The following is a 14,475-nucleotide window of genomic DNA, read 5'->3' as shown; positions in this document are numbered from 1 at the left end:
TCGCCCAGGGCCGTCAGGTCGTTGATGATCAGCGCAAATTCCTCGGTGGATTTGCGCAACTCCTTCACGTCTTCCTTTTGCAGCCATTGCGGCGGGCGGTTGAGCAGGCGCAGCAACGATCCCGGCTCCAGCGCCAGAAGGCGTTGCAGACGCACCAGCACCCGGCGCGCGGCGCCCAGTTCGGCGCGGTTGGTGGACAGACGCGAAGACAGCAACTGATCCTCGATATGGTCGACGCTGATACTGGTCTTGCGCACGATCTGGGTCAGCACTTCGCCTTGGTCTCGCAGCAGGTGCACCAGCAGTTCCAGGGGCGAGCGAAAGTGTTCACCGGCTTTCACCGACGAGCGCAATTTATCCACCGAATGCAGGGGTTGCAGGCGTGCACTGACCAGCAAGCGGCTGCGGGCACACACCCACAGCGTGGAAATATCCGACGAGACCATGCTGCTGAAGTTGAACACCACGTCGTTGACCACCGCCAGTAAGGCCGAATCCACATGTTCAATCCGTGTGGAGCGCGAGCCTTCATGCAGCGCTTCGAAAAACTCCTCCGGCAGCGACAGNGCCTCGATTTTTGTTTGGCAAGCCGCCTGATGACCTCCAAGAGGAGCGAGCAAGCTCGCTCCTACAGAAGGCGGAGCAAGCCCCCTCCCACATTTGGCCTTCACCGACCTTAAGTGCGCAGGTGGGTCAGGGGCAGTTCGGTGCTGTTGAGCACCTGGTTGAGCACAAAGCTGGAACGCACGCTGGTCACGCCTTCAATGCGGGTGAGGTGGCCCAGCAGCAGTTTCTGATAGTGGTCCATATCCGGCACCACGACCTTTAGCTGATAGTCCGCATCCATGCCGGTCACCAGGCTGCACTCCAGCACCTGGGGCAAGGTGCGGATGGCGGCTTCAAAATTCTCGAAGCGCTCAGGTGTGTGCCGGTCCATACCGATCAATACGTAGGCCGTGAGGCTCAGGCCGAGCATCTTGCGATCCAGCAGGGCAACCTGGCGCGCAATGTAGCCGTCGTCTTCCAGCTGCTTGACCCGGCGCGAGCAGGGCGAAGGCGACAGGCCGATACGCTCGGCCAGCTCCTGGTTGGAGATCCTCGCGTCGCGCTGCAATTCCGCCAAAATACTCAGGTCGTATCGGTCAAGCTTGCTCATTGGGTTGGCCTTTGTCGTAACTATTGCGTTGAATTATCCATGAAGGGTTAAAAATTGCGCAAGCACTGTTTATTGACGCAATCTTCGCAATCATCCGTCGGGCGTTGGCGGGTATCTTTATCAACAGAATCACCGCCTGGACAACAGTCCACAGCAGCGCGCCCAATCAGGCCCGCTGCGGCCGCCGCCCCAGCAGGGTTGAGCCGGCCTCCAGGCTGCACACTGTCCACAAGACGGCGTGAGGTGAGCCAACGTCAAAAGCGTTGAGCATGGACGAAGTTCTCAAGGGGTGGCCGACGGGTCACCCCTTTTCTTTTGCCTTGAGAAAATACTGCCCGCGACTGATAACCTGCCTGAGAACCGGGTGGGGCTTTTTCAGTCTCATCTGTAAGGCCCTAATCCGCAGTGAGGAATAGCATGAAGCGCATCTGGCGTATGGCAGGTGTTGGTTTGCTGGTGGTCAGCGTCGGCACGCAGGTAATGGCCGACGAGCGCGATAACTCACCGGACCCGGCGCAACGGCCTGAAAACAATCAACCACGCCCACAAAACCCGCATTTTGATCGCGGCGGCCAGCACGAGGGGCAATGGCAAGGTCGCCCTCAAGATAATGAGCCAGGGCGACCGGCACCGCAGCCGCAACCCTCCAATAACCTGCCGATCCAGGGTAGGCCCGATACCGTGCGTCAGACCCAGGAGCCGCGCCAGGGGTATTACCGCGATATTCCTCGACGCAACGATGACAACCGGCATTGGGAGGCTGGCGGCCCAGGTTCGCGGCCTGGTTATGATCGTCCTGGTGATAACCGCTGGCCAGGCCGCCCCGACGGGCACGGCAACGGCTGGGGCCCAGGCCCGCAGCACCGTCCCGGCTATGTGGTGGACCGCTTCCCCGACCGTAACTATCGCGTGCCTTACCGTGGCCAGGACTACTTCTACTCCGGCGGCTATTGGTATCGCCCCCAAGGTCCGCGCTACGTGGTAGTGACGCCGCCGTATGGCATTCGTGTGCAGTACCTGCCGGACTATGCGCGTGAAGTGTGGGTAGGTGACTCACTCTTGTTCCTTGCCGCTGGCGCCTACTACGCCTATGAGCAAAGCACCCAGCAATACGTGGTGGTGCAGCCGCCGGCGCAAGTGCCATCGCCTCAGCCTGCGCCGCAAGGCAATGGCTATGATGTGGTTGCCTATCCCGCCAACGGCCAGTCGCCGGCCCAGGTGCAGCAGGACGGCTACGACTGTTATCGCTGGGCCGTGCAACAAAGTGGCTTCGACCCGCGCACCGTTACCTACGCGCCTGACCCGGCGGTGGTGCAAACCTACCGCCAGGCCCAGGGCAACTGCCTGGGCAGTCGTGGGTATCAGGTGCAGTACTAGGCCTTGTTGCCGGTGACCACTTCCAGCGGGTCGGCGTGCACCAGCACTTCGGCACGCGGGTAGGCCTGGTGAATGGCGTCGGCGGCCTGGTCGCTGATGCCATGGGCCACCGACAAGGTCAGTTCCCCCGGCAGTTCCAGGTGCAACTGCACAAACCAGTGGCTGCCGGAGATGCGCGTGCGCAAGTCATGGGCACCCAGTACCCCGGGCACGCCACGGGCCAGTTCCAGCATGTGCTGGCTGACGTCCGGCGGTAGCTCTTCATCCATCAACACCGCGAAGCTTTCCCGGGCAATCTGGATCGCACTCCACAGGATGTAGGCGGCGATGCCCAGGCCAAACCACGCATCGACCTGATGAAAGCCAAAGCCCGCCAACACCAGTGCGATGAGGATGCTGCCATTGAGCAGCAAGTCTGAGCGGTAATGCAACGAGTCGGCACGCACGGCGTTGGAGCCGGTTTCGCGCACCACGCGGTGTTGCAGCATCAGCAGGGCCACGGTCAGCGCCAGCGACAGGATAATCACGCCGATGCTCAGCCACGGTGCGCCGACCGGCTCAGGATGCTTGAGCCGTTCAAAGGCCTGGAGCGCAATCAGCACCGCACTGCCGGCAATAAACAAGGCTTGCGCCATGCCCGCCAGCGACTCCGCCTTGCCATGCCCATAACGGTGATCGTCATCGGCCGGGCGCAGGGCGTAATGCACGGCCAGCAGATTCAACAGCGAGGTCACGCCGTCGAGCAGCGAGTCGGTCAGCCCGGCGAGCATACTCACCGAGCCGCTGAGCCACCAGGCGATGGCCTTGGTGATAATCAGCACACAGGCCACGCCCACCGAGGCGCGAGTGGCCAGGCGCAGAAGCCGGGCGTGTTCGGGGCTGCTGGTCATGGGCTGTCCTTACGCGGCGGGTTGCAGGCCCAGGGACGCAAGTTGCTGCACGCTGCCCTTGAACTGGATCAGCCGTGGGTCGTCCAGCGGCAAGGTACGGCCGGTTTCCTTCTGAATGATGCTCTGCAGCTTGGCGTTGTCGACCTGGCCGTCGGCGCCGATGGCTTCGCGCAGTTTCTCGGGGGCGACCTGGGCGGTCTTGCCGGGTTCGTAGTAGATCGCACCCGTGGCGAAGTCGACCCCAAACGCGATCAAGCCGGGGATGACGTAGAACAGCAGGCCGACGGCATCGAGGACGGCAATGGCCGGGTCGATCTTGCCGTCGATCTGGCCACGGCGGTCGGGATAGAAAATCGACCCGCAGGCGGTGAGTTGGCTCAGCAGGGTGACGGCTAATGCAGCGCCGATGACACGGGAAGCGATACGCATGAAAAGTCTCCTGAACATGTTTATGGGTGACTATAAGCCAGATCTGCCGGGCGCCGATGATCGAATGTGGGAGGGGCGGGTGTTGTTGAGACCACAGCCGGCTTTCAGCAGTTCGCCGTTATACTCGCCGCTCTGCTTTGGAGCCAGTATGAATTCGTTGCCGATCGATGATGTTTTACCCGCCCTGCGTGACGCCTTGGCGCATCGCCATGAAGTGGTGCTGGAAGCGCCACCCGGCGCCGGTAAAACCACCCGTGTGCCCTTGGCCGTATTGAACGAGCCCTGGCTCGCCGGGCAGACCATCCTGATGCTAGAGCCCCGGCGCCTGGCCGCGCGGGCCGCTGCTGAGCGGCTGGCCAGCGAGCTGGGCGAAAAGGTTGGTGAAACCGTCGGCTACCGCATCCGCCTCGAGAGTAGAGTAGGCCCTCGCACCCGGATCGAAGTGGTCACCGAAGGGATCCTGGCGCGCCGCCTTCAGGCCGATCCGGCGTTGGACGGTGTAGGGCTGGTCATCTTCGATGAGTATCACCTGCGCAACCTGGACTCCGATCTTGCCCTGGCCCTCTGCGTGAGTGCGCGTGAACTGCTGCGTGATGAGCCGCCACTCAAGCTGCTGCTGATGTCTGCAACATTGGAAGGCGCTCGGCTCTCGAAGGTTTTGAATGACGCGCCGGTGATCACCAGTGAAGGGCGGATGTATCCGGTCTCCACCCTCTGGGGAAGCCCTTATCAGCCAGGCCAGCCTCTCGACACACGGGTCACTGACACCTGCCTGGCCGCTCTCCATGAGCAGCCGGGAAGTATCCTGGTGTTCCTTCCGGGTCAGGCAGAGATTCGGCGCGTGGCCGAGTCCCTGAAGGAGCAACTGGGCAGTCGTCCAGACGTCATGCTCTGTCCGCTGTACGGTGACCTCGATCTGAACGCACAACGTGCTGCCATTGACCCGGCACCCGCAGGCTCGCGCAAGATCGTGCTGGCAACCAACATTGCCGAGACCAGCTTGACCATCCAAGGGGTCAGGGTGGTGGTGGACAGCGGCCTTGAACGGGTGCCGAAGTTTGATCCGCGTAGTGGCATGACCCGGCTTGATACCCAGCGTATCTCCAGGGCCAGTGCGACTCAGCGGATGGGGCGAGCCGGGCGCCTGGAACCGGGTGTCTGCTACCGACTATGGTCAGAGTCGCAACACGAGCAAATGGCGGGTTACAGCACCCCCGAAATTCTACAAGCCGATCTGGCTGGCCTCGCGCTGCAGTTGGCCCGGTGGGGGATGAAGCCAGATGAAATGACCTGGCTCGACCAACCCCCCTCGGCGCCTTTTGCCCAGGCCAGGGACCTGCTCAAGCGCCTGGGCGCGCTGGATGATAAGGGTCAGCTCACACCTCACGGGTCGGCCATGAGCGAGCTGCCGGCGCATCCGCGCATCGCTCATCTGCTCATCAAGGGCCACGCCATGGGCCTGGATGACCTGGCCTGCAACATCGCAGCCCTGCTGGGGGAGAAGGACATTCTGCGTGGCGCAGGTGCTGATCTTCATACCCGGCTCAGTGCATTGTCTGGCGAGCAGAACGCACGCCGTGGCAGCGGCGCCTTCCAACGCGTTAAGCAGTCTGCCCGGCAGTATCGATCCCTGCTGCGAGGATGTGCCTCCAGCCCGGTCAGCGCGCCTGATCATCCACGCTGGGTCGGTTGCCTGTTGGCATTTGCCTACCCTGATCGAATTGGCCTGCAACGGCGTGCAAGCGTAGCGGAGTATCGTCTTTCCAACGGGCGCGCGGCAGTCTTCGCCGAACCCGATGCGCTCACCAAGCATGAGTGGCTGGTAGTGGCAGATCTGGGCAGTCGGCAGGGCCAGCGTGAGGAACGGATTTACCTGGCGAGCGACCTGGACCCGGCACTGTTCGAGGATCAGCTAAGCGACCTGGTAAGGTCAGTCGATGAGATCGATTGGGATGATAGGGAAGGGGTGCTCAAGGCCGAGCGGCAATTGAGGGTGGGGCAACTGGTGCTTTCCACAACGCCGCTGCCCAACCTCGACGAGCACGCCCGTTCGCTCGCGCTGGTCAACCTCGTGAGGCGCAAGGGCATTGAACTGCTGCCCTGGAACCCTGAGTTGCGTCAGTGGCAGGCTCGAGTCGAGTTGTTGCGTCAGTTCGATATCCAGAATGGCCAGGGCACCAGTCAATGGCCCGACCTCAGCGATGCCAATCTGCTGGATACGCTCGAAGAGTGGCTCACGCCCTATCTGGGCAAGATCACCCGGCTCAGTCACTTCAGTCAGTTGGACCTGTCTTCGATCATCAGGAATCTGCTGCCCTGGCCGCTCAAGCACACATTGGACGCTCAAGCGCCCCAGTCCATCCAGGTGCCCTCGGGCTCGAGCATTCGCATTGACTATTCGCAACACCCTCCAGTGCTTGCAGTGCGGCTGCAGGAGCTTTTTGGGCTGTCAGAAACACCGACAATTGCCCAGGGAAAACAGCCACTGACCTTGCACTTGCTGTCACCGGCTCGCAGGCCGGTGCAGGTGACCCAGGATCTCGCCAATTTCTGGCGCAGTACCTATGCCGAAGTGAAGAAAGACCTTAAAGGCCGGTACCCAAAACATTATTGGCCCGAAGATCCATTGGTGGCCGAAGCGACGGCCAGGGCGAAGCCCAGGAAGCCATGAGCAGCCAACGTCACTGTATAAGGCCCACTTAAATTTATGTGGGCGCACCACGTCTTGACCTTATGGGGCTGGATAAGAGAGAGACTGTGGTGCTTATGAACGAACACACAAATCGAGTCACAAGGGTTGGCCAGATTACCGGGGCAGCAGCCCATGTCATCGTTGATCGCTCAGAAATCGCCGTGCATCTTGAGTCCGGGACTGTCTGTTTCGAATTACAGAGCGCGCACGGCGATTTTAAAATGATTGACCCCTCTTGCTCAGCCAGCAAACTGGCCATTGAGAAATCAACCTCTCCAAGTCACGTGCTCGCGGCGCTGGAGGCATGGTTTGCTGATAACCCTCTGCGCGACAGGGTCGAGGTGCTGTTGCCTGATCCATTGAGTGCCCAACTGTGCGAATTGGGCATCGCCCTCTTTCAGAACGAAAAGTGTTGGGTACTGGCCGAGATGTTTTGGCAGTTGTCATTGCCTTGGTGTTCCAAGGGCATGATCAACAGTTACCCACTTTGTTATGCAGGATCGGGTGAGCCCAGCATCCCGGTTCGCCCTCGGCAGCCTACCGGTGATGTTTATGCCCGGTATATTCCCTGGCTGGGGAAAACCCTGAGTTTCAAAGTGGCTGATATTGACAGGGACCTGGTCCAGTTCAATCGCTGGATGAATGATCCCCGGGTTTCATTTTTCTGGGAGGAGGAAGGGGACCTGGACTATCACCGGGCGTTCCTTGAAACGCAACTTGCCGACTCTCGGGTTATTCCTCTCATCGGCTTTTTTGATGCGCAGGCATTTGGCTATTTTGAGGTGTATTGGGCCAAGGAGGACAGGCTCGCGCCGTTTTGCCAGGCGACGGACTTTGACCGTGGCTTCCACCTGCTGGTGGGCGAAGAGGCCTTCAGGGGGCGCCAATGGTTGGAGGCCTGGTACCCGTCCTTGCTCCACTACATGTTTCTTGATGACGTTCGCACCCAGCGCGTTATGGCTGAGCCCCGCGCAGACAATGAACGTTTGTTGCGTTGCAGCGAAATGCTCGGCTTCGAGAAACTCAAGGAGTTTGACTTCCCACACAAGCGAGCGGCGTTGATCAGTCTGTCCAGGGCCACCTTCTTTGGCTGTGCACAACAACTCTCGGGAAGTCGACTTTCAGATTGAGTTCGGCGTTTAAAACGTAGCGGGCAGGAGAAAACGAGCGATCACTGGCATATGGTTGGAAATACGCAATGTATCTTCCTGCCGTACTTTCGCCTCCACCCGCTTGATCCTTGGGCTGAAGAACAGGTAATCCAAGGTGCGGTCCGGGCCGTCCAGGCTCGGATCATTGGGGTAATAGGTCAACCATTGCTCACGGTTTATTCCGCTGGATTCACTGTTACTCGGGATCATCGGGTATTTGTCCCACAGCAGGTGCAGCTCACTGTCCGGCGAATACTGCCCGCGTTTTTGCGCATCCAAACGCAGGAACTGCCCCAGTGGCAATAAGTTGAAATCTCCTCCGATCAGCCATGGCGTGCCGCGGCCTTCAAACTTGTCCAGCAGCTTCACCGTGGCCTCGACTTGCTCTTGCATGGCACCGCGTCCGGGTATGCCGGCCTCTAGCCGCGTATTGAGCACCGCCAGCTGGCCACCGTCGCTCAGCGGCAGGTAGGTCAACAGCAAGGCGGGCTTGGGCTGGAACTGGCGGCTGATGAAGTTGGCGTCGGCGGACGGCAATTGCAGGCGCTCAGCATGTTCGATCTGGTAGCGGCTCAGTGTCGCCAGCTTGCGACCGACGCTGCCGAAAATGTGCGGGTTGGGCACAAAGTCGGCTTTCCAGTCGAACGCCTGGGCGCTGCAGGGGTAGAGGTCGACCAGGCGCTCTTGCAACAGCGCCAGCTGGTCCTGGTAGTGAGAGGGTTTGGCGCCCTCGTCAATCTCTTGCAGCAACAGGATATCGGGCTGTTCGTCGCGGATCACCCGTGCTACTTCGTCGAGGCTGAACGCCATGTCTTCAACGGTGGGGCGGTCATCCGGGCCGCTGCCGTCGGGGGTGTCGTACCAGAACACGTAGTTCTTGCCGGCCAGGTATTGCACGTTCCAGGTCATCACCTTGAGCGCCTGCCCCGGCAGCAGGGTCGGGGCGCGGGGCGCCACGCAACTGACGGGCAAGGTCTCTTTATCGGCGGGGCGCCAGGTCAAGCTTTGGATCAGCGCCGCCAGCAGGCCGGCGACGATCAACAGGCTCAACAGGGTGATGCGCAATAAACGGGTCATCGGCTCGGCTTATTTGCGTGTCAGAAGAGGCACGGAGCATATCACCGCGCGTCGGCGTCGCCACCGATCAACATGAATAAACGGAACAGCACCACGCTGGTGAACAATTGCAGGAAGCTGTGCGCACTGTCCATCAGCAACCCCAGCAACGGCGCGGGCTCAGGATAGGCCGCCACGCTGGCGCCCTTGAGCAGCCACAACGGAGTCATCACGCACAGCAGGCACACCAGGATTCGCCAGAAATGCCCGCGGGTCAGGCGAAAACTCTCCTTCATCGCCTCCAGGGCCGGCATACCGCGCAGCACCAGCAGGTATTCGGCAAACGCCAACACCACCATCAGCCACAAGCCCGGCAGGAAATACAGCGACAGGCCGAGCAATATCAGCAACGTGCTCATGGCCGTAAGCAAGGCGAAGCGCGGCCACAGGCTCAGAGCCATGGCCCATACATCCTTGGTGCGTGGCGACTCGCCACGGGTGCGGGCGTCGAGAAACAGGATCAGGGCGCCGGTGTACAGCGGGTACACCAATAAACCCACGACCACGCTGTAGCCGGGAAACGCATCCGGGCCCAGCGTGTGGTCCAGTATTTGTTGCAGCAGGGCTTCGAGGATCACCAACGGCAGGCACAACTGCACGATGGCGCCCAGGTTGCGCTGGGTAAAACGCAAGGAGTCGCGCAAAACGTCTAACGGATTCATCAGGATCATCACAGGCCTGGAAGCAGAGGGCGACACTTTAACCGATCGGGGTCCAAGGGGCACAAACGTAAACCTTGAGTAAAGACCATTGAAACAACTCGTAACATCCCCATAACTGGAGGGCACCCGGCCTGACCACAGGCGGGACCAGAATTTTTTATCGGCAATCTAACGAGGTCGCCATGAACAGCGAAGAGCAAACCCTGATCGATGGACTGTTTTCACGGTTGCAGCAAGCCGAAACGGACTCAGCCCCCCGCGACGCCCAGGCCGAAGCGCGGATCAAGGAGCACATGACTCGCCAACCGGCCGCCGGGTACTACATGACCCAGTCGTTACTGGTGCAGGAACACGCGCTTCAGGCTCTGGATGCGCAAAACAAGCAGCAGGCGCAACAGATCCAGCAATTGCAGGATGAACTGCAACGGGCCAAGTCTGCGCAACCGGCGCCAGCGGGCGGCGGTGGTTTTTTGTCGAGCATCTTTGGCGGTAGCTCCCGCGAGCCACAGCCTGCGCCGAACAACTCCGGTGGCGGCTGGCGTGAGCCGGCGCGGCCATCGTTCAACCCGCCTGCACCGCAGCAGAACTATCAGCAACCGCAAGCACCGGCAGCCTCCGCGCCAGTGGGCAGCGGTTTTCTCGGCGGCGCCATGAAGACCGCTGCCGGTGTGGCTGGTGGTGTGTTGCTCGCCGAAGGCATCAGCAGCCTGTTCCACCATAATCAGCAGCCACAGGTGGTGGAAGAAATCATCGAACAACCGGCACCGGCCAGTGACCAGGGTGACTGGGGCAACGATGACCAGAAGTTTGCCGGCAATGATAGTTGGGGCAGCAACAATGCCGACAGCTTCGCTGACAGCGATTATTCCGACGATTCCTCTTCCTTTGGCGACGACGATTCTTTCGTCTGACACCTCTTGGCCCGGGGCGCCACGGCGCTCCGGTCTGATTTTTTCCCGGAAACGCTCCCTTGGCTGGCATACTGGCGCCCTTTCCGGGCGCTGGCGCCTGGCTGTCCATGAGGAAGTGCGGTGAAGAAAATTGCAGTGTTCGCCGATGTACAAAACCTCTACTACACCGTGCGCCAAGCTTATGGCTGCCACTTCAACTACGCCGCCCTGTGGGCTGACATCGGCGCCCGCGGGCAGATCGTCGAGGCCTATGCTTATGCCATCGACCGTGGCGACAGCAAGCAGCAGCAATTCCAGCAGATCCTGCGTAACCTGGGCTTTACGGTAAAACTCAAACCGTATATCCAGCGCAGCGACGGTTCGGCCAAGGGCGACTGGGACGTAGGCATCACCATCGACATCATGGACGCCGCCGACCATGTCGACGAAATCGTGCTGGCCTCCGGTGATGGCGATTTCGACATGCTGCTCGACCGTGTCATTCACAAGCATGGCGTCGAAGCCGTGGCCTATGGCGTGCCCGGGCTGACGGCCAATTCATTGATCCGCGCCGCCAGCCGCTACGTGCCGATCGAAGGCGCGTTGCTGCTCAAATAAATTGTTAGACGGAGTGGGAACAGGTTTGGAACGTATAGCGGTCATCGACTTTGAAACCACCGGCATCACCCCCAGCAGCCACTGCCGGGCTACGGAGATTGGCGTCGTCATCCTCGAGCGCGGACAAATCGTGGACCGCTACCAGAGCCTGATGAACGCCGGCGTGCGCGTACCGGCTTTTATCGAACAACTTACCGGCATCAGCAACGCCATGCTGCGCAGCGCGCCACCGGCTGAGCGGGTGATGAACGAAGTCAATGAATTCGTCGGCACCACGCCCTTGATGGCGCACAACGCCGCCTTCGACCAGAAGTTCTGGGACTTTGAACTGGGCCTGATCCGCCGCACCCGCCTGCAGAAATTCGCCTGCTCCCTGCTGCTGGCCCGCCGCCTGATGCCGGCTGCGCCCAACCACAAACTCGGCACCCTCAACGCCTACGCCAAACTGCCCCACACCGGCCAGGCTCACCGGGCGCTGGCGGATGCGGAAATGGCCGCCAACCTCACGGCGCACCTGGCCCAGCAACTGCGCCAGACCCACGGCCTGCGCGAACTGTCCCATGACCTGTTATGCACCTTGCAGAAAGTGCCTGCCGCCAAAATCAATGAGCACCTGAAAAAGCATCGCGGGTTCTAAACCAGCCACCCTCTCAAGCACACCAAAGATCCAAATGTGGGAGGGGGCTTGCTCCCGATAGCAGTGTGTCAGTCAGCTCATCTGTATCTGACCCACCGCCATCGGGAGCAAGCCCCCTCCCACATGGGTTATGTGTCGCCTATCGAGGCTGTGTGCACGCCAACGCCTGGTCCACCACTCCCTTCGCCATCTCCACCAAATGCATCACCGCCCGCTGCGGCGCCTTCATCACTTCGCCCGACCCATGGGCCGTCTCCACCGCGCAATGCAACAAATCCGCCGCATGGGCCAGGGCCTCTTCGAAGCTCAGGTTGTCATTCAGGATAAAAATGGGCGCATCCGGGGCGGATGCCTTGAGGTAGTAGTCGATGGCGCGACGGTGGAGCAGGGCGTCTTCGCTGAGGAAGTCGGTTTTGGACTGGGGTGGATCGGGGGTGACTTTTTTGACCATGGTGAAACTTCTCCGTCAGGTAAGAAGCTGCAACCGTTCGCTTGCACACGAATTAGGGTGGCAGCAGTACGCAGGTGTGCAAGACCGAGACGGAGTCCGGTAGATCCGAAGATCTCCCGCGTACAGCTGCCATGACACTTAGCGCCAGAGATAAACCCAAGCGTAGAGAGTTAAGGCTATGCATATTACCGTCGTCGGACTTGCACGTCCGGTCACCGAACATTCGATGACAGGGCGAGACTAGCTACCGAATCCGACGGAAACAAGGCCGTGGGATTCTCTCGGAAACGTCCCGCAAATGAAAGGGATCGATCTTGCTGGCCACTGAAACACCGCGCGGTTGATGGCGTTTTTATGTGTCGTCGGAACAGTCAGTAGGTTAAGTCCTGCGTTGCTGTCGGAGCGTTCCGGTTTTCCTTTTGCTCAAGAGGATTTCTCAACAGACCTTTAATCTCCGGCTCTCGTGACCATAAGGAAAATGAGTTTGATGCGAGTCGAAATCAGCGAAAAAGTCATCCAGCTGTTCGTCGATATCATCGGTTTTATCGACCGAAGCGAAGTGACGGAGCAAACCGATTTCATCCATGACTACGACATCATTGATGACGACCTGACCTGCTTTGTCATGCAGATCAAGTGGCAGTTCAAGCTGCAAGCGACGCAGGAGGATTGGGATCGCATTACGACCATCGAGCAGATCGTTGATTTGATCGTCCAGCGCAGATCAAGCCCTTTGTAGGAGCGAGCTTGCTCGCGAAGAACGTCAACGGTGACGCTGGCGTCCTGAATGCACGCGGCGCTCTCAGGTCCTTCGCGAGCAAGCTCGCTCCTACAGTGCGCGGTAGTTCAGCCAGCATTTTTCCCATTGGCTTCCAACTGCCCCAACGGCACCCTCCGCTCTATGGCGCTGGACAAAATAATCGAGGTCTTGCTGAACCCGAACTTCGCTACCCGATTAATCAGGTCTTCCAGCTGCGGCATGGTGCCTACCGCCGCTTGCATGATCACGCACGGGTCGCCCGTGACCCGGTGGCATTCGGTCAGCTCGGGAATTTGCGCCAGGGCGTCGTACACCTTCTGGCTGCCGTGATTGGTCAGCCGCAGTTCAATTACGCACTGAATCGGCAAGCCGACTTTGGACAAATCCACCTTGGCCTGGTAGCCGGTGATCACGCCACTGGCTTCCAGTTTGGCGACCCGCTCGGCCACGGCGGGGGCGGAGAGGTTCACGGTGCGCGCCAGTTGCGCGTAGGAGGCGCGGCCGTCTTCGAGCAGAGCGCTGAGGAGCATGCGGTCGTATTTGTCCATGGTAAGGCTCCAGTTGCGTGTGGCTTTCGAAAGCACGGGTTATAGCCTTCATAACCATGTTTTGAAAAGTGTATGGGCGGTTTAAACAGGTTTTGTAACTTATGTTTAGCCATCTGCCTTTCTAGAATAAGCCTCCCATCTCCTGCCATAGAGCCGCCCAATGCCTGGCCCACGTCGTTTTCCCTTACCGTTGATCGCCGCCTTTTTTGCCTTGTATGTGATCTGGGGTTCTACTTACCTGGTGATCCGTATCGGCGTGGAGTACTGGCCGCCGTTGTTGCTGGCGGGCATTCGGTTTTGCACGGCAGGCGTGTTGATGTATGGCTTCCTCCGGTGGCGCGGGGTGCCGGCGCCGACATGGCCGCAGTGGAAGGCGGCCGGGATGATCGGCATCTTGTTGCTTACCGTGGGCAATGGCGGCGTCAGTGTGGCCGAACACATGGGCGTGTCGTCCGGCGTGGCCGCGCTGGCGGTGGCGACGGTGCCGCTGTTCACCTTGCTGTGTGGGTTTTTCTGGGGCGCGCGTAATACGCGGCTGGAGTGGGCCGGGGTTATCCTGGGCATCATCGGCATCGCCATGCTCAATATGGGCAGTACCCTGCAATCAAGCCCATTGGGGGCGGTCTTGCTGTTGGTGGCGGCGGCCTCCTGGGCCTTCGGTTCGGTGTGGAGCCGACACTTGCCGCTGCCCCAGGGGGCCATGGCGAGTGCCGCGGAAATGCTCGTGGCCGGCGTGGCGCTGTTGATCGTCAGCGCGCTCTCCGGTGAGCACCTGCAGGCCATGCCACCGCTGGAAGGCTGGCTCGCCCTGGCCTACCTGACGGTGTTCGGCTCGATCATCGCCTTCAACGCCTATATGTATCTGCTCAAGCACGTGCGCCCAGCGGCGGCGACCAGCTATGCCTACGTGAACCCGGCGGTGGCGGTGTTGCTGGGGATTGTGTTCGTTGGCGAGACCATCGGCCTGGAAGAAGCCCTGGCGATGCTGGTGATCATCAGCGCCGTGCTGTTGATCAGCCTGCCCCAGTGGCGCAAGCCCAAGGCGGAAATAAGGTAAACTGCCGCGCATTACGCCTTTGCGCTGAATTTTTCCTACGG

15 protein-coding genes and 1 pseudogene are annotated in these 14,475 nt (G+C 60.3%); 8 read left to right on the top strand and 8 right to left on the bottom strand.

Annotation, left to right across the window (positions count from 1 at the left end; all coding sequences use genetic code 11):
* Both ASD70_RS04910 and ASD70_RS04905 read right to left on the bottom strand, forming a co-directional pair.
* Positions 1-566, bottom strand: a pseudogene (locus ASD70_RS04910) (CorA family divalent cation transporter); the annotation flags it as partial.
* A 110-nt stretch (positions 567-676) separates the two neighbouring features.
* On the bottom strand, positions 677-1,156 hold the full coding sequence (locus ASD70_RS04905; protein WP_003194418.1) for an Lrp/AsnC family transcriptional regulator: 480 nt from the start codon (positions 1,154-1,156) through the stop codon (positions 677-679).
* Between the two features lie 417 nt (positions 1,157-1,573).
* Here ASD70_RS04905 and ASD70_RS04900 point away from each other — a divergent pair, with 417 nt between their 5' ends.
* A complete protein-coding gene (locus tag ASD70_RS04900) occupies positions 1,574-2,533 on the top strand; it encodes a DUF6515 family protein (protein WP_056845805.1) in 960 nt (319 codons plus the stop codon).
* On the opposite strand, the gene ASD70_RS04895 is transcribed toward ASD70_RS04900, so the two are convergent.
* Entirely contained in the window at positions 2,530-3,423 is an 894-nt protein-coding gene (locus tag ASD70_RS04895) for a cation diffusion facilitator family transporter (protein ID WP_046069665.1), read from the bottom strand. The genes ASD70_RS04900 and ASD70_RS04895 overlap by 4 nt on opposite strands.
* A gap of 9 nt (positions 3,424-3,432) precedes the next feature.
* Complete coding sequence (locus ASD70_RS04890) at positions 3,433-3,852, bottom strand: hypothetical protein (protein ID WP_056845804.1); 420 nt, start codon at positions 3,850-3,852, stop codon at positions 3,433-3,435.
* 148 nt (positions 3,853-4,000) lie between these two features.
* Here ASD70_RS04890 and hrpB point away from each other — a divergent pair, with 148 nt between their 5' ends.
* A complete protein-coding gene (gene hrpB, locus ASD70_RS04885; protein ID WP_056845803.1) occupies positions 4,001-6,523 on the top strand; it encodes an ATP-dependent helicase HrpB in 2,523 nt (840 codons plus the stop codon).
* 95 nt (positions 6,524-6,618) lie between these two features.
* Positions 6,619-7,674, top strand: a complete 1,056-nt coding sequence (locus ASD70_RS04880) for a GNAT family N-acetyltransferase (protein ID WP_108240733.1) — start codon at positions 6,619-6,621, stop codon at positions 7,672-7,674.
* Between the two features lie 9 nt (positions 7,675-7,683).
* Here ASD70_RS04880 and ASD70_RS04875 read toward each other — a convergent pair whose 3' ends face one another.
* Entirely contained in the window at positions 7,684-8,772 is a 1,089-nt protein-coding gene (locus ASD70_RS04875; protein WP_056845802.1) for an endonuclease/exonuclease/phosphatase family protein, read from the bottom strand.
* 41 nt (positions 8,773-8,813) lie between these two features.
* Positions 8,814-9,473 carry a YciC family protein gene (locus ASD70_RS04870; protein ID WP_005791669.1) on the bottom strand — a complete coding sequence of 220 codons (660 nt, stop codon included), beginning with the start codon at positions 9,471-9,473 and terminating at the stop codon, positions 8,814-8,816.
* Between the two features lie 182 nt (positions 9,474-9,655).
* On the opposite strand from ASD70_RS04870, the gene ASD70_RS04865 reads away from it, so the two are divergent.
* From ASD70_RS04865 to ASD70_RS04855, 3 genes are all read left to right on the top strand, one after another.
* Entirely contained in the window at positions 9,656-10,384 is a 729-nt protein-coding gene (locus tag ASD70_RS04865; protein ID WP_056845801.1) for a DUF2076 domain-containing protein, read from the top strand.
* Between the two features lie 120 nt (positions 10,385-10,504).
* Positions 10,505-10,981 carry a LabA-like NYN domain-containing protein gene (locus tag ASD70_RS04860; protein ID WP_043050665.1) on the top strand — a complete coding sequence of 159 codons (477 nt, stop codon included), beginning with the start codon at positions 10,505-10,507 and terminating at the stop codon, positions 10,979-10,981.
* Between the two features lie 25 nt (positions 10,982-11,006).
* On the top strand, positions 11,007-11,618 hold the full coding sequence (locus ASD70_RS04855) for a 3'-5' exonuclease (RefSeq protein ID WP_043050666.1): 612 nt from the start codon (positions 11,007-11,009) through the stop codon (positions 11,616-11,618).
* 139 nt (positions 11,619-11,757) lie between these two features.
* On the opposite strand, the gene ASD70_RS04850 is transcribed toward ASD70_RS04855, so the two are convergent.
* Positions 11,758-12,069 (bottom strand): DUF6124 family protein, encoded by a 312-nt coding sequence (locus tag ASD70_RS04850; RefSeq protein ID WP_056845800.1) that lies wholly within the window; start codon positions 12,067-12,069, stop codon positions 11,758-11,760.
* 487 nt (positions 12,070-12,556) lie between these two features.
* Here ASD70_RS04850 and ASD70_RS04845 point away from each other — a divergent pair, with 487 nt between their 5' ends.
* Entirely contained in the window at positions 12,557-12,808 is a 252-nt protein-coding gene (locus tag ASD70_RS04845; protein WP_046069638.1) for a hypothetical protein, read from the top strand.
* Between the two features lie 107 nt (positions 12,809-12,915).
* Here the strand turns inward: ASD70_RS04845 and ASD70_RS04840 are convergent, their stop codons facing one another.
* A complete protein-coding gene (locus ASD70_RS04840) occupies positions 12,916-13,377 on the bottom strand; it encodes an Lrp/AsnC family transcriptional regulator (protein WP_056845799.1) in 462 nt (153 codons plus the stop codon).
* Positions 13,378-13,537: 160 nt separating this feature from the next.
* On the opposite strand from ASD70_RS04840, the gene yedA reads away from it, so the two are divergent.
* Entirely contained in the window at positions 13,538-14,434 is an 897-nt protein-coding gene (yedA, locus tag ASD70_RS04835; RefSeq protein ID WP_046069637.1) for a drug/metabolite exporter YedA, read from the top strand.
* Positions 14,435-14,475: the final 41 nt, after the last annotated feature.

The organism is Pseudomonas sp. Root569 (assembly GCF_001427465.1).
GTDB lineage: Bacteria > Pseudomonadota > Gammaproteobacteria > Pseudomonadales > Pseudomonadaceae > Aquipseudomonas > Aquipseudomonas synxantha.
This window is presented reverse-complemented; position numbering and strand designations above follow the sequence as displayed.

Coding starts and splice junctions, on each gene's coding strand:
- hrpB (WP_056845803.1), top strand. CDS start 4,001: ATGAATTCGTTGCCGATCGATGATGTTTTACCCGCCCTGCGTGACGCC.
- ASD70_RS04880 (WP_108240733.1), top strand. CDS start 6,619: ATGAACGAACACACAAATCGAGTCACAAGGGTTGGCCAGATTACCGGG.
- ASD70_RS04840 (WP_056845799.1), bottom strand. CDS start 13,377: ATGGACAAATACGACCGCATGCTCCTCAGCGCTCTGCTCGAAGACGGC.
- ASD70_RS04870 (WP_005791669.1), bottom strand. CDS start 9,473: ATGAATCCGTTAGACGTTTTGCGCGACTCCTTGCGTTTTACCCAGCGC.
- ASD70_RS04875 (WP_056845802.1), bottom strand. CDS start 8,772: ATGACCCGTTTATTGCGCATCACCCTGTTGAGCCTGTTGATCGTCGCC.
- ASD70_RS04895 (WP_046069665.1), bottom strand. CDS start 3,423: ATGACCAGCAGCCCCGAACACGCCCGGCTTCTGCGCCTGGCCACTCGC.
- ASD70_RS04905 (WP_003194418.1), bottom strand. CDS start 1,156: ATGAGCAAGCTTGACCGATACGACCTGAGTATTTTGGCGGAATTGCAG.
- ASD70_RS04865 (WP_056845801.1), top strand. CDS start 9,656: ATGAACAGCGAAGAGCAAACCCTGATCGATGGACTGTTTTCACGGTTG.
- ASD70_RS04845 (WP_046069638.1), top strand. CDS start 12,557: ATGCGAGTCGAAATCAGCGAAAAAGTCATCCAGCTGTTCGTCGATATC.
- ASD70_RS04850 (WP_056845800.1), bottom strand. CDS start 12,069: ATGGTCAAAAAAGTCACCCCCGATCCACCCCAGTCCAAAACCGACTTC.
- ASD70_RS04900 (WP_056845805.1), top strand. CDS start 1,574: ATGAAGCGCATCTGGCGTATGGCAGGTGTTGGTTTGCTGGTGGTCAGC.
- ASD70_RS04890 (WP_056845804.1), bottom strand. CDS start 3,852: ATGCGTATCGCTTCCCGTGTCATCGGCGCTGCATTAGCCGTCACCCTG.
- yedA (WP_046069637.1), top strand. CDS start 13,538: ATGCCTGGCCCACGTCGTTTTCCCTTACCGTTGATCGCCGCCTTTTTT.